Here is a 24,720-nt window from a genome sequence, read left to right as displayed (position 1 = left end):
TTACCTCCGGGGCGGAAGTTTATCGCCAAACAATTCTTTCACCCATTTTTCCATTTCCTCATCGGAAATCGCAGAAATACGATCCGCGGTGTATTCGGCGTCGATCTTGTCTTTGATCGCCAGCACATACGGGTCGTGCTTGGGAATATCAATGACATACCGTTCTTCGATCCAGTGTTTGATGCCCGCTGCGCCGGATTTATCGGTAATGGCAACACCGACGGGCCGTTTGAGCAGTTTGAGCGTATCAAAGCAATTGTATATCTCTTCGTTCTTCAACAGGCCGTCGGCGTGAATCCCGGCACGGGTCACATTGAAGTCCTTGCCAACCAGAGGATAGTTGGCAGGCAGATTGAAACCCAGTTCCTTGTTGGCATAATTGGCCAGATCGGTAATCGCCGCATAATTCACCTTCGGGTTGGTCCCGCGAAGCTGAGCGTGTTCAATCACCAGGGCTTCCAGAGGCGGATTACCGGTGCGTTCACCCATACCGAAAATCGAACAGTTTGCGGCCTTGCAGCCGTACAGCCAGGCCGCAGCGGCATTGACTTCCACTTTGTGCAGGTCGTTATGGCCATGCCATTCGAGCCATTCACCAGGCACACCCAGCTGACGCAGGGCATACACCATTTTCGGCACACCGCGAGGCAAAGACGCATTGGCAAACGGCACACCAAAGCCCAGGGTATCGCACAGGCGAATCTTGACCGGCGTTTTATATTGCTGCGACAACTTCATCAATTCGGCGGCAAACGGCAGAATGAAGCCGTCAAAATCAGCACGGGTGATGTCTTCCAGATGGCAGCGCGGCAAAATGCCCGTATCGAGGGCGGCCTTGACAATATCCAGATAAGCCTGCATCGCCTGAGAACGGGTCTTCTTCAATTTCAGGAAAATATGATAGTCGCTGGCACTGGTCAGAATACCGGTCTCTTTGAGTCCCAGTTCCTTGACGATTTTGAAATCGGCAATCGTGGCCCGAATCCAGCCGGTGATTTCCGGGTACTGATATCCCCGGTTGCGGCACAGTTCCACCGCCCGGCGGTCTTTGTCGGAATACAGGAAGAATTCACTCTGGCGAATCAGCCCTGTATCACCGTCGATAGCGTGCAGATAATCAAAGATTTTCAGAACCTGTTCAGGGCTGTATGGGGCGCGTGCCTGCTGGCCATCGCGGAATGTGGTATCGGTAATCCAGATGTCCTGAGGATTCTCCATCGGCACCGAATCGGCATCGAATGTGACCTTTGGAAATTCCGTATAAGGAAACACGTCACGATACAAATTCGGACGATCGATATCCTGTAACTGTACTGGTTTTGTCATAATTGACCTCCCGAAAATCTCGGTTTCATTCGTGACCCATACAGGCCTTCTCTTCTATCCGGCAGGCTACGACTGTAAAACCGTAGCCGAGGTGGGAATCGAACCCACACGCCCTTGCGGGCAGGGGATTTTAAATCCCCAGCGTCTGCCTTTCCGCCACTCGGCCGGATTTGCACGAACAGGGATTGACCCTGCTCAACAGCCCCGGCATTATAGGAAAAAACAGCCTTTTTGCAAGATTATTAGTTCTTTTCCTTACCCAATCTGTCAAAAATACTTTGAAAAATGGGTTTTTACTAAATCAGAATCATTCTTTAATAAGAATTATTCGATTGATATATCCAAAAAGTTCACCACAAATTCCAAATAGAGTTATTTTTTACCACAATATCAGAAATAACAACTATAAGCACTACTTATGATGCTGTAGAAACCAGGCATACAATTCTGGGTTATCATACGTTACGGTCCAGGAATCATGATCGGCGTCCGGATAAACCGTGAACTTGACGTTTTTGTTGCCCCCCTGCTGGTAAGCCTTAACCATCTCTTCAGAACGACTCAGCGGCACAATATTGTCTTTGGCACCGTGAAACGCCCAGATGGGCAATGAGCCGGCATTATATCGTGCCAGAATGGCATCGCCACCCCCGCAAATGGGTGCGGCCGCGGCAAATTTATTGGGGTATTTTGCAATCAGGGTCCAGGTCCCGAATCCGCCCATGCTCAAGCCGGTCACATAAAGCCGATTGGTATCAACACTGTATTTTTCGCAGACATCATCGACCAGAACGATCAGATCCTCGGCCAGATTGGGCCACCAGTTGTTTTGCGGGCATTGTGGAGATACAATAATGAATTCAAAATCTTTACCCTGGGCAGCGAGCTTGGACGGACCGTGAGCTTTGAGCTGATTCAGATCGCTGCCGCGTTCGCCGGCACCGTGCAGAAACAGAATCAAAGGCCATTTTTTATCAATTTTGCCGTAATCTTTAGGCAGATACAGCAAATAATTCATCGTCACATCCCGGCAAACCGACTTGGTCATGGTTTGGGGATGCTGGCCGGTTTGAACAGAGGTGTGTGCTGTTGTCGACGAACAGCCCGCAAGCGTAATGATACCTGTTGTGATGCTCACGATCATTGTCCTTAACATTAGATTGTCTCCTGATGAGTGTCCTGTAGCCTTCGTAACGGTATTAGATGTATATCATCTTTTTTGTCATGCCGCCGTCAACAATAAAATTCTGGCCGGTGATAAATTCACTCTGCACCGAACACAGGTGCAGAACCATGGCGGCGATATCGTCCGGCCGGCCCACGCGTCCTGCGGGATGCTGGCTGTGGTCGGCTTTAGTCAGAGGCGGAAAAGCAGGCTTTTCCGTATAGTTGCGTGTGTCGATCCAGCCGGGACTGATGCAATTGACCCGAATCGCAGGCCCAAGGCTAACCGCCAAAGCATGAGTCAGACCAACGATCCCCGCCTTGGATGCCGTGTAAGCCTCGGTATTAGCCTCCGACATCAACGCACGCGTCGAGGCAATATTAATAATGACCCCCCTGCTTTTTCGGAGATATTTGGCAGCATATTTGGCACACAAAAACACGCCGGATAAATTGGTATTGATTACATTTTTCCATGACGTATAGGTTAATTTTTCGATGGGTTTATTATCCGCAATTGCAGCATTATTAACCAGATAATCAATTTTGCCGGCTCGTTTTATGGTTTGCTGAATCATAAAACGCACAGATTGCTCATTTGAAACATCAGTTTGAATAAATATGGATTCTGGCCCAAGGAGTTGTTGTGCTTTTTTTCCCAATACCGCATTCTTTTCAGCGATAATGACACGTACCCCCACGGCGATAAAATAGCGAGCAATACACAAGCCGATTCCCTGGCCGGAACCGGTGACAACTGCTACCGGATTTTTAACGCTACTCTTTTTCATCGCATCCATCCTTTCACCGTATTGCCTGGGTGGTGTAGTGCGGCAGGCTCAGGCAATTATGCCGGTACGATAATGTCGCATTTCCTGATTATATTGTCGGGCCTTGCCATCAAGAACCTGGTCCAATCTGGCCCAGAAGGCCGCGGAGTGATTTTTGTGCTCGGTATGCACCAGCTCATGCAGAATAATGTAATCCTGCAGATGTGCCGGCAGCATCAGCAGATGAATATTCAAATTAATGTTATTGCGCGAAGAACAACTGCCCCAGCGGGTTTTCTGGTTGCGAAAGGTGGCTCTGCGATAACGAAAACCGTGCCGGCTGGCCAATGCTTCGAGTCGCTGAAATAATCGATTCTGGCCGTCAATGAGGTCCTGAGCAGAAAACGGACAAGCCTGCTGATGCTGGCTGAGTCTGTCCAATTTATTCAAGATTTTCTGAATCCAGGGCTGTTTGGAGCGAACAAAGTCTTCAGCGCACCCGACAGAACACATCCACGGTACCGTAACAAGGATCGTTTTATCGGGTCGAATAGTGATGCGTAGATTCTTTACACGATGTTTACGGATAAATTGTATATGCCCGCCGGATAAACCCAGCGAATCGGCTGTCATGGTCATTTTATTCCCGAAAAAAATACCAATACACTGAACACCTGCACTGCCCACACTATATCGCAGACAAAGCCGTTTGAAAAGAGCCGATTTGTGCGCATAAAAAAGCCTGCGAATCCCTCCGGAAGCAATCGCAGGCAATTATCACCCTCCAGACTCCAAACCAGTCCCGATTGGAGTATAGTGCCTATTATGCGAAGAACAAGAGGGCATTTCAATCAGGATTATTCCCTAATTTTAAGAAAAAGAATGCTGAGCAGAACAGCATTAAATCACGATACAGACAGTATCTTTTTTTGTCTTCGACTCCCCCATACTGTCGTAAGTCATTTAATTTTCAATACCTAATCACAATCCTGATGTTTTGGGAACAGCCGATGCAATATCACGTACCGAAGGTTACTCATCCAGATTTTTGCCATCCAGAACCTTAATCGCCAGGAATTACCCAGCAGGGATTTGGCCTTATGGAGGATTTGGAACGCTCGCTGGTAATTGTGTTGGCGGGTGTGAATCAGGGCTGCCCCCAGATACGCAGACAAAACACGGACATCAACCTCAATGGCATGTTCCAGAAACTGCAGACAACCTTCGAGGTCGCGTCGATGCATCAGGATCGCTGAGATGCCAAAATACGCCTTGCCCTGTTCGGAATTGGAGTCCAGCAGCCGCAGAAAACAAGGCAATGCATCGTTGTACTCGCCCAGCCGAATCAGCATTTGTCCGATCGACAGCATAACCTGTTCATCGTCACAGGCCAGCTTGATTTCCTCCCGCAGCAGCTCGGCAACCCCCTCAGGCTGATTTTGCCACAAGAGAATCTGGGCCATACGAAACCGCGGTCCGGCCAATTGAGATTCAGTCATTTTAGCTCTGCTGTACCACGTCATCGCCTCACAGAGATCTCCATCCAGCCGACAAATCTCCCCCAGATAAAACATCGCCACTGCACAATCGGGTCGAAGTTCCAGAATCCAGCGAAATTTTTCAGCCGCCCCTGCCCTCTGTCCCTGTTCCAGCAAAAAAACGCCATAATCGGTCAGGACATCAATATGGCCGGGGTTTTTCCGTAACTCACAAAGGAAATGCTCTTTGGCCTTATTGAGTTGGCCGTCTGCCCAGCAGGCCTGGGCAATGCGATAGTGAATCTGCGGGTGCGTCGGCTCCAGCTCGGCAGTTTTTTCCCAGCACCAGATGGCCCGCACATAATTGCCGCGGGAAAACAGTGAATTGCCAATATTATAAAAACAGATGGGGCATTCCGGATTGATCTGCTGGGCCAGATAAAACATCTGTTCAGCCTTCTCGTGCTGCTCCATTTCCGTATAGGTGACAATTCGGTTGCAGTAGGCCGGTTCATAGGAGGGGTCTAAGGTTTCGATTTTTTCAAAGGTCGCCACAGCCAAATCATATTGCACCGTTCGCGTATAATCCACAGCCAGACAATTGAGGATTTCCAGGTCGTTGGGAGCCAGCTCCAGGGCCTGTTGATAGCAGATGATGGCCTCTTCATATCGTTCCATCGCATCCAGGGTCAGACCGCGATTAAAATGCCAGGCCACACAGCCGGGGTTCATTGCCACCGCTTCATTCAGCTTATCGAGGGCCTCCTGCATCCGTCCGGATTCATAGAATTCGTAAGCCTCTGCAACCTGCTGTTCGGCCCATTCCCAGCTATTCAACCCGCTGTCATCTTCATCATAAGATGATTCTGTCATATTCTATCCGCTTTTCTGATATGCGTTTGAGTTTTCTTAACTACCGTAGTTTCCGCAAGTTGTATCGGCCCGCTGCCGCCGTGTGCTTAGCCGACAGTCGGGATTCTGTAAGCAAAAATGATTTTAAAAAAATTTTTGCTGGCATCAGAGGGCTTAAGCCCTTATAATTTCAGAGCTTAAGAGATATCCAGAAAAGTCCCTGTTTGGCGAAATAAACTTTTTTTAACCGCTCGCCCAACAGGGTCCGATAATCAGAAAAAACGTCAGGATTAGAAACCCATACGACACTATTATGGAGCCCATTTATGGTTAAAGAGATTAAAGGTCAGCTCGTTGCCGGCAAGCACAATTTCGGCATCGTAGTCAGCCGATTTAACGAATTCATCACCAGCAAACTGCTCGGCGGCGCCCTGGATTGCCTTCAGCGGCACGGCGCTGCCGACGAACAGATCACGGTGGTCTGGGTACCCGGAACCATCGAGATTACCCTGGCGGCCAAAAAGATGGCACAAAGCGGCAATTATTCGGCCATCATTTGCCTGGGAGCCGTTATTCGCGGCCAGACCAGCCACTATGATTATGTCTGTCAGCAGATTTCCCGCGGCGTAGCCACGGTCAACTATGATACCGGCGTGCCCACCATCTTCGGTGTCCTGACCTGCGAAACGATTGAACAGGCCATCGAACGAGCCGGCACCAAGCAGGGAAATGCCGGGGCCAGTGCCGCACTGGCCGCCATCGAAATGGCCGATGTCATCACAAAACTGTAAACCCGGGTCGAATGGAGTCATAGCCATGTATTCGAAGTCGCTGTTGATTGTCTGCACAGTGTGCCTGATTGCCATGATGCATACCGGCTGCCTGGCCGAGTCGGATACAACCGCTCAAAAGCCGGTGTATCTGTTCAGCTATTTTGTCGATAACGGACAGGACGGGCTGCATCTGGCATACAGCCTGGATGGCCTTGAATGGAAAGCCCTCAATCAGGGCAAGTCCTATTTGAAGCCCGCTGTCGGCAGGGACAAATTGATGCGAGATCCCTGTGTCCTGCGCGGCCCGGATGGCTTGTTTCACATGGTCTGGACGGTCAGCTGGAAGGAAAAGGGCATCGGCTATGCCAACTCCAAAGATTTGATAACCTGGTCCGAACAACACTATATCCCCGTCATGGAACATGAACCGACAGCTCAGAACTGCTGGGCGCCGGAATTGATCTACGACCCGCAAAGCAAACACTATCTGATTTTCTGGGCCACGACCATCCCCGGCCGTTTTCCGGAAACCGAAAAAGGCGGCGACAACAATCATCGCATCTATTACGTGACCACCCGCGATTTTAACACCTTCAGCGACACTAAACTGCTGCTGGAGCCGGGCTTTAATGTCATCGATTCGACCATCATTCAGGCTGGCGGCAAATGGGTGATGTTCCTGAAGAATGAAACCAAAAATCCGCCGGAAAAAAATATCCGCATCAGCACAGCCGACCGCCCGGAAGGCCCCTGGAGCCCGGCATCCGATGCCATTACCGGCAAATACTGGGCCGAAGGCCCCACCGCCATCCAGATCGGACAATGGTGGTACCTGTACTTTGACAAATACACCGAAGGCAAATATGGGGCGTTGCGATCCAAAGACCTCCAGAAGTGGGAGGACATCTCGTCCCAGCTTCGCTACCCCAAAGGATTGCGACACGGAACGGTCTTTGCCGTCGAACCTGAGATACTCAAGACCCTCCTGACGTATGAAAACACCCAATAATCACTCTCAACCCGGCGACCTCAAGCAGGATCGACGTTCTCTGGCACGGGAGCTTGCCATGCAGGCGTTGTGCCAACTGGATGTGCAGGGACAGGATATCCTGCCCTGGCTGGGGCGTTTTTTCCGCGAGCAGACCAGCGACCCTATGACCCTTCAGCTTGCTGAACAATGGACCCAGGGGGCCTGGCAGAATATCGACGACTGTGATGATAAAATCGCTCAGGCCGCAGCGAAATGGAAATTGTCGCGGATGTCACAGGTCGACCGCAGCATTCTCCGTTTGTCGGTCTATCAGCTCCAGTATTGTCCCGATATTCCCGGCAAAGTCGTGGTCAACGAGGCCATCGAGCTGGCCAAAAAATATAGTACGGAACAATCCCCGCGATTTGTCAACGGCGTACTGGATTCAATCCTCAAATGGCTTCGTCCGGGGCAGACCAATCCCCCTGCCGGCCGACCGTCCTAAATCGCAGACCTTATTATCCGGAAAGATACTGTGAGGAAAATAGCAGTTCTCAATCAAAAAGGCGGCGTCGGGAAAACAACCACCGTTGTGAATGTTGCAGCCGCCATGGCGGGACACGGTTTTCGTGTTCTGGTGATTGATTTAGACCCGCAGGCCCACCTGACCATCCACTTGGGTGTTGACGCGGAGCAGCCCGGCTGCGGAGCCTATCAAATCCTGTCCGGGCAGGCCGGTGTCCACGATGCCGCAGTCCAGGTACGGTCCAACCTGTGGCTGCTGGGAGCAGGGATCGAACTGGTTGGAGCCGAGACAGAGCTGGTCAATGAAGTCGGACGCGAAATCATCCTGCGTCAGGCCATCGCCCAGGTCGAAAACGATTTTGATTATCTGATCATCGACTGTCCTCCGTCCCTGGGGCTGCTGACACTCAATGCCCTGGCGGCTTCCGAAGAAGTGATTATTCCTGTTCAGCCGCATTTCCTTGCCCTGCAGGGCTTCAGTCGCCTGCTGCAGACCATCGCACTGGTCAACAGCCGCATCAATCCCGCCCTGCATGTGACGGCGATTCTGATGTGCATGTTTGATGCCCGGACCAGCCTGTCTGCCGAAGTGCGGCAGGACATCGAAAAATTTCTGAGCGGGTCCCGCAATCAGAACAGCCCCTGGGCCGGCGCCCGCATTGTTCCGGTGCATATCCGCCGCAATATCAAACTGGCCGAGGCACCCAGCTACGGCAAGACGATCTTTGAATACGAACCTTCCTGCCACGGAGCAGCAGATTATCTGGCCGTCGCGGAGTTTGTGCATACCGGCAAAATTGAAGGCCGTTTCGACATTCAAATCGATACTGCCAGTGAACCGGGGAAGGAAACGGCCGGGAATCAGCCTGCTGCAGATACCACCGCCTCCGCCGCCCCAGCTGTTCCCGCATCGACGGATACACCCCCCGTTGCCTCAGACACATCACCAGTTTCGGAAAATTCGGTCATGGAAACGGATCACAGCAACACGCCGGCATCGCCGCAGCATCAGGAAGGAAATTAAAAAAGGCTGCTTCGTGGATGACGGGGAAGCAACCTTATTCGGAAAAGGCTTCGTGTGAAGCCTCTAATTTACAGTTGCATTATAAAACACTAAAAACACCAATGTCAATCTTTTTTTTGTCCCGCTCGTTTTTTTTCTTGACTATCGCGTCAAAACCCAGGGGTCTTCAAGCTGTTCCACGATCTCCCGTAAAAAACCGCCGGCATAAAACTCATCGATAACCTGCCCATCATAAGCCAGTGACACATCCATCATTTTTCGGACACGCAGTTCATCCTCAATGACAACAAGGGCATCTTCAATCATCCCAATGGAGACAATCGCTGTCGCCGATGGCGGTGCAATCGCATAAAACTGGTGTACACCATACATCCCCAGCCCTGTTAAAACGACATTGGCGCCGTCAAAATCATCCGGCATCAGTTTGTTGGAGCGGGCTTTGGCCAGCAGCATTTCGCTTTCCGCAGCAATCTGTATCAGGCTTTTGGAACCCGTATCGTGCAGCACCGGCACCACCAGCCCCTGGGGGGCCGCCACAGCAAAGCCAACACCAATAGCCCCGCTGACTGCCAGATGATCACGTGTTTCATCGAGCGTCGCGGCCAGCAGCGGATATTTTTTTACCGCACGGGCCATAGCCAGGATGAAAAAATCGTTGGTGGTGGCACGAACGCGGGCCTTGCGGCAATACTCCCGCCGCATCGCAGTCAAATCCGTCAGGTCCGCCTGCATCGTCATATAGCCGTTGGCTTTGGTCTGCTTGGACTGGAGCATCAGCCGGCCGATCAGTTTCTGAATCCGCGTCAGCGGAAGATTGTTCGTATTTATGGTTTCCATCGTCGCTATTGTATACGAATCCCGGATGAAATTATCCGCCCGAGGCTCGGCGATATCCTGTTTCCATGTGTTCGATGACCATCCTCGCGGCTCAATGATACGTGTTCAGTATAATCAAAGAAACTCAACTTGCAAGAACAAACCCCTTGCCCGGCCGCTTTAGCCTCGTATAATGATAGCGATGCAAGGATGTGACAGACCTGTTTAAACGAGATGAAGGGATAGCGTCTATGAAAAACAAAAACGTACTGATTACCTGCCTTCTGGGCGGAATGATGCTTATGGCCGGCTGCAGCCGGATGATGGACTCCACCAAGGAAGCCTTTGGCGTACAAAAAAAGGATATTCTGGTCAGCAGAGTCCAGTCCGCCCGGGACGCCCAGATGGATGCCAAGGAACAGTTTGCCACCGCCCTCGATGAATTCCGGAGCGTGGTAGGCTACAAAGGCACCCTTCTGGATGAAAAATATAAAACGCTCAAATCCCAGTATGACAAATGCGAATCCCGCACCCGAACCGTCGAAAGCCGTATTGAAGATGTCCGACGAGTGGCCAAGAGCCTGTTTCGCGAATGGGAAGACGAGCTGGATCAGTATTCCAGCCCCGCCCTGCGTAAATCCAGCGAAACCAAGCTCGAAGCCACTCGCGTCAAATGCGATAAGATGATTGCGGCCATGGAAAAAGCCCGCGACAAAATCTATCCGGTTTTAGCCGCTTTCAGGGACCAGGTGCTGTTTATCAAGCACAATCTCAACGCCCAGGCCATCGCCTCACTGGAAGGAGAACTGGGTGTCATCGAAAAAGAAATCTCGCTGTTGATTCGAGAAATGGAAAACTCCATGGCCGAAGCCGATACCTTCATTCGCCAGATGCAGATTCTGGAAATCTAATCACGACAGGCTCAGATTCCAAGGGCCTGCTCTGGGTGGAGTATTCTGATCCGGCACAGCTGAATTTCAGCAGAATTGAACCTCTTGCTCCTTAACCATACAGGCGTAAGGATTAACGTATCAATACAAAAAATAAACCTAAGCTGTTGTCGTTAAGCCAGCAGCTTAGGTTATCATTTTAAAATCCGGCAGGATTTACCGCCGGCGTAATGGCTGCATTGCCCTGTTAGATAAATTGAACCGCCAGACCAATACTGCCGTTACGCAGCATCTCAGTCCGATCCACACGCAGAATCTTACCCATTTTGATGCGAGCATACTGTCCTTTTTGACGGGCCAGCGACATCGTGCGAGGGAAATTCACCTCAACTTCATGCCCCGGACGCACCGGCGTGGTCATTGGCACACTGATATACGCACCGCCTCTGCTGACATTGACACTTCTGCCGGTAAAAAAGCGATTCGCTTCCGGAAGCCAGATACTGACAGGCCACGATAAATCCGATCTGACATCTCGTCTTTGTTCAATCAGTGTACTTTCCATAATACGGTCTCCGTTAAAATAGCAAATATATTACAACCTATGACACGTATCGGCAAAGACAATATGGTCAATTTAGACAATATAGAAAATATTTATGATAAAATTGATACTCCGTCATGACCCTATGGAAATGCAAAAACACCCTGTTTTATAAGACCTTAAACAAAGCTTAGGTCTTCATGGAATCCATCTGGATGAAGGCGATAGGAACGAAGATAAAAATCGGGGCCCAGGCCCAAAACTCCGGCCGGAGATTAAAAAACAGCTCCGTCGCAAACAATTTGCAGATAAACGTCAGCACAAAGCAGCTTGTCGAGGTTACAAAACTAATCAAAATAGCCGTTTTCATATCCCGTGGATCCCGGCAAACCAGCACCGGCAGCGCCACCAGCAGCATCACCAGATTCAAAATGGGATCCGTAATTCGGGTATGTTTTTGTAAATACAATTCCGCCAGGTCACTTTGCCGTGTCCCCTGGCTATTGGCCAAATGCATCAATTGGGCTGAACTGAGCAGCGATTTATATCCTTCCTGCCGCCGCATGGGAATCTGTTGCGGGGTCAAGTCGCTGGCAAAAAACGCCACGGGCAATACCTGTCGCGAGGGAGTCCCTGCAGTCGATGTGTCCGAAATCAGGAGCATCTCTCCGTCGGTTAACACCCATCCACTCCGCTGTTGATCATAAACGGCTTTCTGGGCCTTGATGCGTCCAATCACCACCATCTGGTCACTGCGTTCCATACGCTTGCGGACGATGATAAATGGATGTTCGATCGTCTGAGTCTTCTCATCATAACGCGACGTATTGAATAAATTGCCGTTGGAATCCGAGGCAAACCACAAGTCGTAATGTTTGGTACCGGGCAGTTCATCATGACTGCGAATCAGCTGGCCCGTCAGATTCGGAATCGCCAGCTCCTGCACCACCACCTGCACACTCATCAGCATTACAGCCATCCCGATGATGGGAGCAATGAACCGTTTCAGGCTTACCCCTGAGGCCATCACCGCAATCAATTCATTGTTCTTGGTCATGCGGGCCAGCGAAAATACCGCCGCAATCACGGTAATGACCCCCGCCATATCCCGAAACCACAGCAATATCCGGGCACCATAAAAAGAGGCGATATTGACCAGCATAGCCCCGGCTCCGGCTTCGGCATTTTCGGCAAACTCATCCAGGTTAATGAACAAGTCCATCGCCACAATCATGCCAATCAGAACACTGAAGGCTATCACATAACCAATCAGGAATTGTTTAAGAACATAGCGATCCAGTATCTTCATCCGCATATCCCTAAGTTTTGAGCAGTCGGCGATACAGATACACCGTCAGCAGGGTCAGAACAACCAGCCCCAGCCACATCACAGCAATCCCCATCGTCGCCGTCGTCGATGCATTCTTGGTGATTTGCTTGCCCGACATAATAAACACAACCAACAGCCCGCCGGGAACAGCACTGGCACCAAAGGCACTGAGCAAATGCCCCCCGCGATAATACACCCCCAGCGCTATGCCTGTCAGAATCAGCGACACACACCCCAGCCCCATCACCAGCCGCGAATGCAGCTCGGCATCGATTTCGTCGTTGACCGCCGCCAGCTCGACCTGCAATTGCCGGACTCGCTCCAGCAGCAGCTTGCTCGGAGAAATCAGCGGGCTTTCCGGGGTGCCAACCTCAGTCAGCAAATCCAGAATCGGTTTTGACTCCAGTTTGGTCTGCACCACGGCAGGAATTTCCACATTGTTGATAAATTTCCGCAGGGCAAATCCCTTGACGCCGTCCCCGCGATCCCATGACGGATTTTCCAGGTCCAGCTCCAGACGCGGAATCGACGGATTCACATCCAGTCGACAGAACCCCCGCTGACTTTGCCGGGTGATTTTCTGGTTTTGCACCCGATCCATTTCGACCAGTTGAATCGGCGCCGTCAGTTCGAGAGTCAATTCTTTCTGGCCGAGCTTACAGCCCGCCGCCGTCAGGAAATAATCGCGAAATCCATCCGCATCCTGCAGCAGAATCTGCGGGCTGGCACTGCCAAAGGTCTGATTCAGCGTCTGCCCCACCAGCTCCGTCATATACTGCCAATAGACCTGCATCGCCATCTTATAAATCGGGGCATGTTTCATTTTATCAATACGGATGCTTTTGAGTTTGTCCAGCTTGTAAAATTTAATATCGTCGGCCAGCAGCGAATCGAACTGCCGTTCAACGCTCGTATTGCCGATTTCGACCGATGAAAAATCATCAACACGCACCGCATTGAGTGCAATAATACGAACCTTGTTGAAATCCGAATGCGTTTCAATCTCAACTTTGGCCGATTGTGCCAGAACCATACGCTGAATATCCGCATCTTTGGTGTCCAGAATAATCACCCCTTCCAGCAGCTTGCGCTGGGGATCGGCCTTTTCCGCATAAATCTTGTACGTGGACTTGGGCAGGGTATAAAAGCCCTTGCGCTGCAGATTGCGAAATAAAATCTGCTCGGCATTGGCCTTGACGCTCTTTTCGCTGCGCTGAATAAAGGCCGGGGCCACGTGGAAACTCAGAATCAGGTTGGCAATCGCCACCAGAATCGCCAGACTCAAACCCGGATAGACCAGCGTCCACAGGCTGATACCGCTGGCCCGGCATGCATCCAGCTCCCGGTCGGCAGCAAACCGTCCATACACCATCGACGCCGCAAACAGCGCACTCATCGGCAGCACAAACGTCAGTGTAATCGGCATCAGGTATCCCAGCAGATGCAGAATCTCTTCGGGACTGACACCGAAATCCTGAATGGGTTTGAGCAAAAAGCCCAGACTTAGGATCAAGGTCATCGCCACCGTCGTCAGGATAAAGACCCGCAGCAATTCCTTAAAAATATAGCGGTGAAGCGTAAATATCATTTTCTATATCACAATAACCGGTTTTTCTGAATCCATAATATATCGTATTTTTATCAACGTGTTTATTGTGGCACAAAAGCGGATTATTTCAATCAAATTCCGCTTTATGCCCTATTTTAACCCCCCCAGCGGCATATCTGGCTGACCATAATCCCCAGAAATGTTCCCAGAATGTTGCCGGCGACCGCCAGAAGCAGGCCTACCGGTGCTAATTCCGGATGATAAATCCCCGCAACCACAGGTGCCGAGGCCGGCCCGCCAATATTCGCCTGACTGGCCGTGGCAACCAGAGCCATCGGGGCACGAAACAGCCGGGCCGCAATAAACAGACATATCCCATGAAGAATAAGCATTGTCGCCCCCACCCCCAGAAACACCGGCACCGACCTGACCAATCCAAGGTGCGTTTTTGCACCAATCGAAGCCAAAACCAGATACAGCAGCGCAAATCCCACCGTATTGGAACCGCAGGACTCCAGTTTCCGTGCCGGCGTAAACGATAAAAGCACCCCAAATACAGTCGCCAGGAGGACCGCATACGCCCCCGAGTTCAGCACATTTTTAATCGGGGGTACTTTCCCGCTAAGCCAAACCGCAACCCCGGCCCCTGCCATCGCAATCAACCCCATCCAGACCAGGCTGCCGACAGTCAGCCCCCTCTTGCCGGATAGACTTGCTTTGCCTGCTCTTTGTGTCAGCTCCTGAATCAATACCGTATGCGACTGATTCCGCCGGTCAAACCAGTCCTGCCACACTGACACCGCAATCAGCATCCCCATCCAGGTATAAGATAACAGCGTATCGACAATCGTAACCACCCCCAGCAGAGATTCTGGAATCTCAACCGCCTTGCCAACAGCAAGCATATTGGCCGAACCACCTATCCAGGAGCCGCTGATCGCTCCAATCGCCTTCCAGGCCTCCTCCGGCAGCCACGACCGAAACAGCAGCGAAGCCCCAATCGCCCCGATCATAATCCCGCAGGTCGCAGCCGCCATCACCCGCAGCGCCATCGGCCCCAGCCGCAAAATCCCCCGGATATCCGCCGACAACAGCAGCAGCACCAGCGCCGCCGGCAGTAGCCACTTGCCAATCCAGACATACGCCGGATTGGCCGGAGGCAGCAGCCCCGCCGTCGTCACCAGCATCGGCAGAAAATAAATCCAGAACATCGACGGCAGGTATGCGAAAAGCTTTTTGCCAATCGGACGCTGTGCCAGGGTCAACACCACCGCTTCAATCAACAGCAGCACCACCACGCAATACATCGGATGCGAAGTCATCGTTTCCCGCCGAGATGATAGACACAGCCATCCACGCCAATAGCCCCAAACGCATCACGCCGCCGCAGAAAATGCACCGAATCCAAATCAATATAATCAAAGCCGCCGGTCCCCGCCGCAAAATATATCGCTGCCGACAGCCCCACCATCGTCTCGGTCATACACCCCAGCATCAGCTTTAATCCCGCCTGCCTGGCCAGCCGGTAAATCTTCCGGGATTCGGCAATGCCGCTTTTGGCAATCTTGATATTGACGCCATCGGCCAGCCGCTGGTCAATCACCCGCTTGCAGTCGTCTTCACAGAACACCGTCTCATCGGCGATAATCGGCACGCCGGCGTGTTGGGTCAGCGTTTTCAATCCCGCATAATCATCCCGCAAAAGCGGCTGCTCGAACAGTTCCACCACCAGCCCCGCCCGGCCAAGCCGGTCCAGTAAATCCAGTGCGGATTTGGCCGAAAAACCCTGGTTGCCATCCAGACGCACAACAAACGGCTTGCCGGAGTCGTTTAGATAGCCATACACCGCCCGGCAGAAATCCAAATCGGTCTTGACCTTGCCGCTGACCTTGACTTTATACGTGGTAAATCCCGCACGTATCGCCCGCAGAATCCACGGCTCAAGGGCCTTGATATCCGGCACAAACGGGATCGTGATATCGGTTTGAAGAGTCTTGGTTTTGCCGCCCCAGAATTGCCATTCGCTCTGACCCTGCCCCGCCAGCCACGCACGAAACAACGCCACTTCCAGCCCCGAAGCCGTCATGTGAAATCGTGGATACTGCCTGCGCAGCTGCGAGACCAGGCTCGCCCACCGCTGAATACTCTTGCCGCACAATGCAGGCCCGACCTCCGCCAGCACCCCGCCAATCGCCGCAGCCGTCTCATGCGGCAGGACAAAACTCGTCGGCACTTCCCCCACACCTGTCGAACCATCCTCACAACATACCGTCACCATTACACTGGTCGCACAAGTCTTGGACCCCAGCGACGTCGCAAACGTCGTCCGCATCGGACGCACAACAACCTTCCATATTATTTTTGAAATCGTCGGCATGGATGAGAAATTCACTGTTTTGGTCTAACGAAAAGAGAAATCATCTTTTCTTAAGACCTGAAGAATGGACTGGACCTGCCTTTCAAGCTCAGGGATTTTATGAGTCACAATATCCCACAATATGCGCCGGTTGACACCAAAATATTCATGGGCGACAATATCTCTGAGTCCTGCCATCTTTTTCCATTCAATCTCTGCATGTTTTGCACGTACGGTACCGGGTATTTTCTTGGCGGCTTCGCCGATAATTTCAAGATTTCTGACAATGGCATCAAAAGCCATGGAGTGAGCATTAAAAGATTGAAAATCCATCCCCTGTGAATAATTCATTATTTTCTGCGAAGACTCAAGGATATCTTCCAGATACAGTTTATATGGCCTTGGCATACACCGCTTCCTCAAGGATATGTCGCAGCGCCGGCTTGACATCCTCCTGAATGACCAAATCCACCTTCCGGCCAAACAGCTCTTCGAGGAAAAACTTCAAGTCCATATAGCCGTCAAAGGAAATCTGACCCAGTTCCACCAGCAAATCAATATCACTGCGGCGATTAGCCTTGTGGTGAAGAAATGAACCGAACAGCCCGATTTTACGGACATGATAGGCACGCAGCCGTTCAGCATGGCGGTCCAGAACCTCCAGAATCCGCTCCGCATTAAGCACATCCGTCCCTTTATCTTTCGTCTGCTTCATAGCTGGCATTATATCCGGCCAATACCACTAATTCAAGACCGCTTTTCCATCGCAAGACCGCTGAAATAAGGCTTACCCCTTGCGTAACTCCTTACTGATGCGCACACTGCACCACTCCTTGCCGCACATCGTGCAGTAATCCTGATTATGCCCACCCTCGCCCAGCGCACTGTTGCGGCAGGCCTCCTCGTACATCGCTCTGGCCGTAATCGGATCAATCGACAAGTCCAGATGCTTCTTCCAGTCCAGATTGGCCCGGGCAATGCTCAACTGTTTATCTCGTGCCGCCGCATGTCCAAACCCGCGTGCCACATCCGCCGCATGAGCGGCAATCTTGGACGCCACCACACCATGCCGCACATCCTCCGCATCCGGCAGCCCCAGATGCTCGCGCGGTGTTACATAGCACAAAAACGATGCTCCCCAGTACGCCGCCGCCGTCCCGCCGATGGCACTGGTAATATGGTCATAGCCCGGGGCAATATCCGTCACCAGCGGCCCCAGCACATAAAACGGTGCATTATGGCACAGCTTCTGCTGAATCTCCATATTATACTGAATCTGATTGAACGGCACATGTCCGGGGCCCTCGACCATCACCTGCAGGCCCTTATCCCACGCCCGCAGCGTCAACTCGCCCAGCGTCTTCAGCTCGGCCAACTGCGCCGCATCCGTCGCATCCGCCCCGCAGCCCGGCCGCAATCCATCCCCCAGCGAAAAACACACATCATACTGCTTCATAATCGCGCAGATATCGTCGAACAACTCATACAACGGATTCTGCTTGTTATGATATGTCATCCATCGGGCGATCAGCGCCCCGCCGCGACTGACAATCCCCATCACCCGCGACTTGACCAGCTCCAGATGCTCCCGCAGCAACCCCGCGTGAATCGTAAAGAAATCCACGCCCTGCCGGGCCTGCTTTTCGATAATCTTCAAAATCGTATCATAATCGATCTCGTCCACCGACCGCCCGACAATCACCTCATAAATCGGTACCGTCCCAAACGGCGCCGGGCAATCATGCAGCAGCCGGCGGCGGATTTCATCCAGCCCCGCCAGCGTCCCGCCCGTACTCAGATCCATAATCGCATCCGCCCCCGACTCCAGCGCCACCCGCATCTTCTCAATTTCATCCTCCAGCGACGACCGCACCGACGACAGCCCGATATTGGCGTTAATCTTGGTCGAGACGCACCGCCCGATGGCACAGGGCTTCAGGCCATGCTGCACATGAATCGTATTGGCCGGAATCACCGCCCGCCCAGCCGCCAGTTCATCCCGCAGCATCGCCGCATCCACACCCTCATTCTCAGCCGTCCGGACAACCAAATCCGTCAACTGCCCCTGCCGTGCCAACTCCAATTGTGTCGCCTGTACTGTGTTCATTCCGTGTCCCATCGCCTTATTGTCATCATTCCGCTTTAAATGTCACATTCGCCCATTGTAGCCCAAGCCTCCGTGCTTGGGGTTAAATCCCCTGCCGAAGGCATTCCACACTTTTAACCTTTTTCCTTTTGCCTTTTTAACTGATCCCAAAGGGCAAAAAAAAAGAATCGCCCCCTGTAACGGAAGCGATTCTCTTACTTTCACATAGTAATTATCCGCTTCCCTACGCAGGTACACCTTTCGGCTTTCCTGATCAGGTTCTAAGGGTCTTTCTCAGATTCGGCCATTAGCGGTTACCGCGCCTCTCAGCCAAACCACCCCTGAGCGTTTAATAGAGTATATCGTTCTACGTCATCCGCGTCAAAATGTTTATCCTAAAACCATTAATGGATGTATCCGACCTAGTTATGTTAAAATGCAAGTATTCCGTCAGAAATCTTGGGGGTAATTTGTGGACAGTCAACATGAACTTGCTCCTCGGACAAGAGTTGCAAGGCTTCTTCATACTTTTTTTTCTCAAAGCCTTCTGATTCTTTTATTGCTTTTTGCAACAAATCAACACTTTCCATATCTCCTATTTGGCCTAACATTAATCCTGCCTCTGCGCGAGGATATATCTCTTTCACGGTTGTTTTCACGGAAAGCTTCCCGGAAAGAATCTGTCGGAGCAGCAAGACGGCCTCTTCCGTTCGTATATTGCCCAGGGTATAGATTAAATCGATACTATTGTCATTTTTGTCAATCGACACCGCGACAAGCCGGGGTAATAGCTCATTGACCAACCCTCGATCAATCTCTTTCCATCCCTGCCACTCCAACATCCACCGGGTTATACCCAACAGTTCTTCCTGAACAGCTGCCCCTTGTCGTATGGCCTGCTCTTTTTTGATTTGAGGAATTTCAGACAATCTGCTTTTTAACATGTATAAAATGATATTCTGCACATCTGAATTTTTGCCAAAGAGCTGAAAATATAATCTCGACCGTTTGATATCGTCCGGAATCTGGCGGTTAAAAACATCCTTGACTATTTGCTCATACTCAACCCTCTCCAGCGTCAACAATGTTCCCGGCCCGCGACTTGCACGTCTGGCTCGACGAACTGCTTCTTTGGCATCCCACTCCTTTCGAATCTGGGCCCCAATTTCAGAAGGCAATAAGGCAATTAGTTGCTTAAACGCATTTTCCATCTGATTTCTTTTGCCGGCAGCTTCGGCCATATCCTTTGGATCAAAAATCTCACCCAATCCGTTTGAGGCAAATTCACGCGATAAAACATCAAGGCAATTCTGCGTCAATTCCACGCCATGAGGACAGCCATTGTCCCAGCGAAAATAAAGCGTACAATCCAAACCAAATGACTCCAGCAGTCGATCTTTGTTGCAGAATGTTAAATATCCCGAAATTAGGCACATTGTCCCATTAGGAGCCTCATCCGGGTCGAACTCAATGCCCTCAACAATTCGTTTTATCTCGGAAGGCTGATTTATCGATGCCATAATGGGGCCATATTTATCATCCGCAACCACATAAATCGATGTGGTCTCAGAAAGCACTTTGGGCACGGTTCGATTCCAGCCCCAATACACGATACACTGCGGATGAGTCTGTTCAAAGTCAGACAGCATCTTGGGGGCTACTTTACTGCCCATCAGCTTAAACCTTTTTAATGCGGGCAATACCCCTTTGGGCAAAACGGACACCGGCGCATCGGTCGCGTTTATCTCGATTAAATCCTGCAAATCCGACAGCGGGTATAAATCCTCCACCTTTGAGCCGGCCAGATTTAAAGATTGCAATTTTCGGGCGTGACACAAAAAAGAAATGTCATCTATATCTTGTCGCCCAGAAAGGTCGAGAACCCGAAGTTCTTTGAGAAAAACCAATGTCTTCCAGTTACCAACAGGCGCGTCTGTACCAATTTTAAGATACCGCAACTCTCGGCTATTTCTCAGACATTCGAGAGGAATTTCCGAGCTTGCAGACTGAATTGCAAAATATCTGAGTTTGGTAAATCGATTTAGCATTAAAAAATCTGGTCCGGAAAGATACCGGATAAACAGACATTCCAGATTCTCCGGAAGCGATTGAAGCAGTGAGCATGGCCCCGAAAAAGAGACAGCGGTTCGGGATGGATCTATCGCAGAAAGGATCTTTCTATCCAAATCCGCGTCCGAATCTGCCGCAATTCCCCAAAGCGACCGAATTTCTTTGTCGGATAGCCTCACAGCAGTCTCAATATTTCCGATTTTTAGCCCAATAACCGTTTTCTGATCGCCCGGCCCAAGCAAATAAAGGCAACCCTCTTCCTCAATTCGATCACTGAAAACATAGTTACCCGGCTTAGCCAGTCGTAAAGGAATATCCCGAATAAAAACAATATCTCCTTCACGAAGACTATCCCCGGAGATATCTTCCGATATGCGGGACGCGACTATTTTCTGCCCGTCCACTTCAATGACATAAACATTATCCGCAGACACTACCCCGCATACCAGAAAACCGACCATAACCATCTTATACCAATTCATTATTGACCTCCCACGGTTAAATTAAGTATATTCGCATATTCTGGATTAGGCATCAGGTATTGTATGTTTAAAGGTGCATCTCCCCATGAACCCGCTTCAGGAGAAGATATGGCAAAATTGAGAGCTTGATAAACGGAATAGTTCCGAATATTTTTCCAGAACGCTGCAACAAATTCCGGATACCCTGAACCGGTTACCTTGCCAGCATTGACCCAGCCAATAAATACTTGATTGTTATTGGCGTAACTACTTTGTGAATATATGCCAAAAGTTCTTGCCAGCATGTCAGACTGGGCACTTTTGCACCCATCAAAAAAAACTATCTTGAGTTTTCCTGAATTATAAAGCCCCCAATCCCATGCACTATTACCGTTTTGAGATATAGCAGAACTTGGAATGTCATCATCACTGGTATCATTTGGAGTATTTCTTCCAAGTCGCCAATACACTTTTTCATAATCCGATGTATACCAATGGTCAGATACTCCGGTATCATGTAACTGAAATACACTATAAGCTCTTCCGCCTGATACAGTCACAGTATTTGCATGAGTTAAAATATACACATAATTCACATTCGGCAAGTTGAGTCCCCTCCGAACATTGACAGTGTTGGCATTCATATGATAAAGAGTCAATGTTGGAAGATTTTTCATCTGAAACGTTTTATAAATTTCCCGAATTGCTGACAATCTCGCATTGACCAAGTCTGGATATGGAAGAATAAGCAGTGCTCTCCGTTGTGTAAAATTACAATAGTTTGGATCATTCGGATCAGGTATTACAAAAGGTTTACCAATAACATCTATCCATTCTGGAGTTCCAGCCTCTGGATATTTTATCACTTGAACGGCCGCAACCATACCCGCAGTGATCAAATCTGTAGAAACAGAAAAACCAAAACCACCAGACGATATGCTCCCGCCATCCCAAAGAACCTGATCCGTAGCCAAATCCATAAGCAAAATATTAGGCTCGGTCTCACCTTGCCAAAAACCGGAAATAAATGACTCATATCCTCCTAATGTATTCAACATATAATAAACATTATTATCAATAGAAAAATATTGGGGACACGATAGCGTAACATTGTTCGGTTCATCATAGCTGATCACCTGGAATAAATGCCTTCCATTCCCATATTGATTAGTCGGCAGTGTTAGCGTATAACCATCACCATGATCTTCAAATTTTCCAATCAAATCGTTCCCAATTTTCAAGTATATATCGTGTGAATTTTCAACATATCCATTCAATTTAATTTCTACCGATCCGGATAGATTATCCCCTGTGTCTTGTGGGATAATTGTAAAATCGGGGTGAGCCGGAATCTCAGAAAATCGTCCATAATTATTCGCTAACATCACAAAATCAGACATGTCGACAATTCCATCCCAGTTGAAATCACTTTTATATGAGATACTGTTTGGGTCTATATAAAAGAGATTTGGGTCACCCGGCCATTTTTGAACACGCGTTACTGCCAACCAACCAGAAGTAAACATTAACAAATCATGCTCATTCGTCCACCCATCGCGATTCAAGTCTGTCGATCTATAGGTTTGATTCGTATTAGGCACGGAATGCGTGTAGTGCACTCCTAAATCCGCAGCTTTTTCATCTGGATAAAACTGTATCGAAGTAGTTGTCCCTATTATAAATGGCAATTCAGAGATTGTTCCCAAACCCGCATCTACAAAAACAGAATCGTTCTTTAAAAACAATTGACGATAATCTTTAACATTTGCATATGGGTTAACATAAGTCCAAACAGGCTGAATAAATTCCATCGGAATATTAACTTCTTGCTGATTCGCACCTAAGCCCGGATGCACTACGGCCATTTTTATTGCTCCATCATAAAAACCATAAGCGGTTATTTCGCTCATCGTTGTAATATTGTTTACACAATAGACTTCCGGAGCTATCGTGTTGGGGTCGTGATGATTTATAACTGGCACTATCACATTAGGATCGTTTGGATCATGTGTATATGCCATACAGCGGGGACAAGAATGTCCATGAACAATAATACCTGCTCCACCATCATGTATAGTATTGTGAGCAATCATTACAGAACAAGGTAATGTTACACTATTTGCATCCGCGGGGTCAGTAAACACCTCAATCCCGGCATCGGGATCGGCGGGACTCTCACCGTAAAGGCCAAAATACCATATCTGATTATTCACAATTTGATGATTAAAATGCCCTCTTGATATGATTGGTTTTCTGCATGTAAAAAAGAAGTTTCCAAGGATAGGATAGTTCAGTTCTCTTCGAACTTCTATGCCAACCCAGCAACCCTCAATATACAAATTATTCAATCTGCATTCTGCAGAAGCAGTCTCTTCGACAAGGATTGCACCTGGGTACCCAGTAAACTCCCCTAAAATATCTGATATCATAAAAACAGGAAGCACTGGATTTTTTGTATTCGGATAATCTGGATTGGCCTCCGATAATTTACCATATAAACCCGTTTTCAAAAAAGCTCCATTGCGATAAACAAGCTGTCCTTCCTCTCCAAAAACGACAATTGTCCCAGGTAAAATAATATGTTGTACACCAGCCCCTTCAAATACCACAGGCTGTGTTATTCGGTAAATATGATTTGGGTCCCAGATTACGCTTTGGGTTATTGGAGACTCAACATATACTTCAGGAAGTGGAGTAATGTTATTGTTGTTCTGCTGATTAGGATCGATAGGCTGATTTGGATCTTCTGATGCAAGAAAAATAACTGATTCATAGACTGCTTGCTTTTTTTCGTTTTCAATTATTTCATCAAATGCGTTAGGATCTGAAAAAGCAAGTGCCAAAAGGTCTTCTACAGTCAATTCCACAATATTGGGGTCAGATGCTATATCATTGGGGTCAAGGGAAGCCAAAGCTTCAGAAGAGAGGCGACAATACGATTCAGCTATCAATCTCAGAAGACAATAAACTAATGCGTCTTTAGAATCATCCGAGTTTTCCAGACCGCATATTTGATTGGGATCCGTGGGCATCTGGTAATCTTCTCCGCACACTTCTTTTAGCATTTGCCATAACGTATCAAGCTCGGATTCGGGAGAAATAGATTCTTGCTGCCTCTTATCATAATATGTTTTGAAATAATTATTATCGCTTGTATCTAAAGACCATTGTCGCCATGCGCAATACAATTGGTCTCGTTGCTGACCGATTGGGTCAGGCGAAATTAGGCCCTGAGCAATGAGTCTTTCCTTCAATACTTGCCGTGTCTCATTAAGAAAATTAGGCGATTGCCAAGAGTTAACCTCATTCTCATTGACCAAACTATATGAAGACAATTCTTCATTGTAAGCGACCTCACCCCAAGCCGGACATTCCCTGCTCTGTACCACCGGTAATATTTCTTTCGGAAATAAATCCCCTACAGAATCTCTCTGAATTGACAAAATCCACAAAAATAACCACAGATAATAAAAAGAATTTGATCTTTGCAGGAAACTAATTTTGATAGACGTCATAGCTTGGCCCTTTTAAATAAATCACCGCATTTATTCCTCCTTCACATAAAGGAGGCACCACCAACACATGCTCAGTCAAGGCCCGCCAGAGCCAGAGAGGAACACGCAGGCAGTGCCCCAGTTGGGGCACTGAACTGACAATATCCTCTCATTTTTCAATTCAAAACTGGCGGTTTTGACTGATACTTTTAGTTCAGTAGCACTTTATCGAACTCAAATTA

The 24,720-nt window shown here is 49.4% G+C and carries 21 protein-coding genes and 1 tRNA gene; 5 read left to right on the top strand and 17 right to left on the bottom strand.

Annotated features, from left to right (window positions below; all coding sequences use genetic code 11):
* The 6 genes from ACQ9LF_RS05220 to ACQ9LF_RS05195 all read right to left on the bottom strand — a co-directional run bounded on the left by ACQ9LF_RS05220 (window position 1) and on the right by ACQ9LF_RS05195 (window position 5,611).
* Window positions 1-1,326 carry a 2-isopropylmalate synthase gene (locus ACQ9LF_RS05220; protein WP_462488319.1) on the bottom strand — a complete coding sequence of 442 codons (1,326 nt, stop codon included), beginning with the start codon at window positions 1,324-1,326 and terminating at the stop codon, window positions 1-3.
* Between the two features lie 83 nt (window positions 1,327-1,409).
* Window positions 1,410-1,492: transfer RNA gene (locus ACQ9LF_RS05215), tRNA-Leu, on the bottom strand.
* A 246-nt stretch (window positions 1,493-1,738) separates the two neighbouring features.
* On the bottom strand, window positions 1,739-2,482 hold the full coding sequence (locus ACQ9LF_RS05210) for a carboxylesterase family protein (protein WP_462488318.1): 744 nt from the start codon (window positions 2,480-2,482) through the stop codon (window positions 1,739-1,741).
* Between the two features lie 43 nt (window positions 2,483-2,525).
* Window positions 2,526-3,281 (bottom strand): SDR family oxidoreductase, encoded by a 756-nt coding sequence (locus tag ACQ9LF_RS05205; RefSeq protein WP_462488317.1) that lies wholly within the window; start codon window positions 3,279-3,281, stop codon window positions 2,526-2,528.
* Window positions 3,282-3,329: 48 nt separating this feature from the next.
* Window positions 3,330-3,899 carry a M48 family metallopeptidase gene (locus ACQ9LF_RS05200; RefSeq protein ID WP_462488316.1) on the bottom strand — a complete coding sequence of 190 codons (570 nt, stop codon included), beginning with the start codon at window positions 3,897-3,899 and terminating at the stop codon, window positions 3,330-3,332.
* Window positions 3,900-4,237: 338 nt separating this feature from the next.
* On the bottom strand, window positions 4,238-5,611 hold the full coding sequence (locus ACQ9LF_RS05195) for a tetratricopeptide repeat protein (protein WP_462488315.1): 1,374 nt from the start codon (window positions 5,609-5,611) through the stop codon (window positions 4,238-4,240).
* Between the two features lie 305 nt (window positions 5,612-5,916).
* Between ACQ9LF_RS05195 and ribH the strand changes: the two genes are divergently transcribed.
* The 4 genes from ribH to ACQ9LF_RS05175 are packed head-to-tail and all read left to right on the top strand — an operon-like array spanning window position 5,917 to window position 8,882.
* Window positions 5,917-6,381 carry a 6,7-dimethyl-8-ribityllumazine synthase gene (ribH, locus tag ACQ9LF_RS05190; protein ID WP_462488314.1) on the top strand — a complete coding sequence of 155 codons (465 nt, stop codon included), beginning with the start codon at window positions 5,917-5,919 and terminating at the stop codon, window positions 6,379-6,381.
* Window positions 6,382-6,406: 25 nt separating this feature from the next.
* Window positions 6,407-7,372, top strand: a complete 966-nt coding sequence (locus ACQ9LF_RS05185; protein WP_462488313.1) for a glycoside hydrolase family 43 protein — start codon at window positions 6,407-6,409, stop codon at window positions 7,370-7,372.
* Complete coding sequence (gene nusB, locus ACQ9LF_RS05180) at window positions 7,356-7,838, top strand: transcription antitermination factor NusB (protein WP_462488312.1); 483 nt, start codon at window positions 7,356-7,358, stop codon at window positions 7,836-7,838. Before ACQ9LF_RS05185 ends, nusB begins: the two co-directional genes overlap by 17 nt.
* 30 nt (window positions 7,839-7,868) lie before the next feature.
* Entirely contained in the window at window positions 7,869-8,882 is a 1,014-nt protein-coding gene (locus tag ACQ9LF_RS05175) for a ParA family protein (protein WP_462488311.1), read from the top strand.
* Window positions 8,883-9,023: 141 nt separating this feature from the next.
* Here ACQ9LF_RS05175 and ACQ9LF_RS05170 read toward each other — a convergent pair whose 3' ends face one another.
* Window positions 9,024-9,719: a 2-oxo acid dehydrogenase subunit E2 gene (locus ACQ9LF_RS05170; RefSeq protein WP_462488310.1), complete on the bottom strand. Its 696-nt coding sequence runs from the start codon at window positions 9,717-9,719 to the stop codon at window positions 9,024-9,026.
* Between the two features lie 230 nt (window positions 9,720-9,949).
* On the opposite strand from ACQ9LF_RS05170, the gene ACQ9LF_RS05165 reads away from it, so the two are divergent.
* Entirely contained in the window at window positions 9,950-10,609 is a 660-nt protein-coding gene (locus tag ACQ9LF_RS05165; RefSeq protein WP_462488309.1) for a DUF2959 domain-containing protein, read from the top strand.
* Between the two features lie 226 nt (window positions 10,610-10,835).
* On the opposite strand, the gene ACQ9LF_RS05160 is transcribed toward ACQ9LF_RS05165, so the two are convergent.
* The 10 genes from ACQ9LF_RS05160 to ACQ9LF_RS05115 form a co-directional block, all read right to left on the bottom strand.
* The gene (locus ACQ9LF_RS05160; protein WP_462488308.1) at window positions 10,836-11,153 is read right to left on the bottom strand and encodes a PilZ domain-containing protein; all 318 of its coding nucleotides are present in this window, start codon (window positions 11,151-11,153) and stop codon (window positions 10,836-10,838) included.
* Between the two features lie 169 nt (window positions 11,154-11,322).
* Window positions 11,323-12,441 (bottom strand): LptF/LptG family permease, encoded by a 1,119-nt coding sequence (locus ACQ9LF_RS05155; RefSeq protein ID WP_462488307.1) that lies wholly within the window; start codon window positions 12,439-12,441, stop codon window positions 11,323-11,325.
* Between the two features lie 10 nt (window positions 12,442-12,451).
* Complete coding sequence (locus ACQ9LF_RS05150; RefSeq protein ID WP_462488306.1) at window positions 12,452-14,050, bottom strand: LptF/LptG family permease; 1,599 nt, start codon at window positions 14,048-14,050, stop codon at window positions 12,452-12,454.
* Window positions 14,051-14,166: 116 nt separating this feature from the next.
* The gene (locus ACQ9LF_RS05145; RefSeq protein WP_462488305.1) at window positions 14,167-15,333 is read right to left on the bottom strand and encodes a DUF819 family protein; all 1,167 of its coding nucleotides are present in this window, start codon (window positions 15,331-15,333) and stop codon (window positions 14,167-14,169) included.
* Window positions 15,330-16,343, bottom strand: a complete 1,014-nt coding sequence (locus ACQ9LF_RS05140; protein WP_462488454.1) for an enolase C-terminal domain-like protein — start codon at window positions 16,341-16,343, stop codon at window positions 15,330-15,332. Before ACQ9LF_RS05140 ends, ACQ9LF_RS05145 begins: the two co-directional genes overlap by 4 nt.
* 69 nt (window positions 16,344-16,412) lie before the next feature.
* A complete protein-coding gene (locus ACQ9LF_RS05135) occupies window positions 16,413-16,775 on the bottom strand; it encodes a HepT-like ribonuclease domain-containing protein (RefSeq protein ID WP_462488304.1) in 363 nt (120 codons plus the stop codon).
* Complete coding sequence (locus tag ACQ9LF_RS05130; protein ID WP_462488303.1) at window positions 16,759-17,082, bottom strand: nucleotidyltransferase family protein; 324 nt, start codon at window positions 17,080-17,082, stop codon at window positions 16,759-16,761. Before ACQ9LF_RS05130 ends, ACQ9LF_RS05135 begins: the two co-directional genes overlap by 17 nt.
* 72 nt (window positions 17,083-17,154) lie before the next feature.
* Window positions 17,155-18,474, bottom strand: coding sequence for a phosphomethylpyrimidine synthase ThiC (gene thiC / locus ACQ9LF_RS05125; RefSeq protein ID WP_462488302.1), 1,320 nt, complete (start codon window positions 18,472-18,474; stop codon window positions 17,155-17,157).
* Between the two features lie 410 nt (window positions 18,475-18,884).
* Window positions 18,885-21,005, bottom strand: coding sequence for a hypothetical protein (locus ACQ9LF_RS05120; RefSeq protein ID WP_462488301.1), 2,121 nt, complete (start codon window positions 21,003-21,005; stop codon window positions 18,885-18,887).
* Entirely contained in the window at window positions 21,005-24,499 is a 3,495-nt protein-coding gene (locus ACQ9LF_RS05115; RefSeq protein ID WP_462488300.1) for a hypothetical protein, read from the bottom strand. The genes ACQ9LF_RS05120 and ACQ9LF_RS05115 overlap by 1 nt, the downstream gene beginning before the upstream one ends.
* Window positions 24,500-24,720: the final 221 nt, after the last annotated feature.

The organism is Anaeroglomus insulsum (assembly GCF_050689095.1).
Classification (GTDB): domain Bacteria; phylum Planctomycetota; class Phycisphaerae; order Sedimentisphaerales; family Anaerohalosphaeraceae; genus Anaeroglomus; species Anaeroglomus insulsum.
This window is presented reverse-complemented; position numbering and strand designations above follow the sequence as displayed.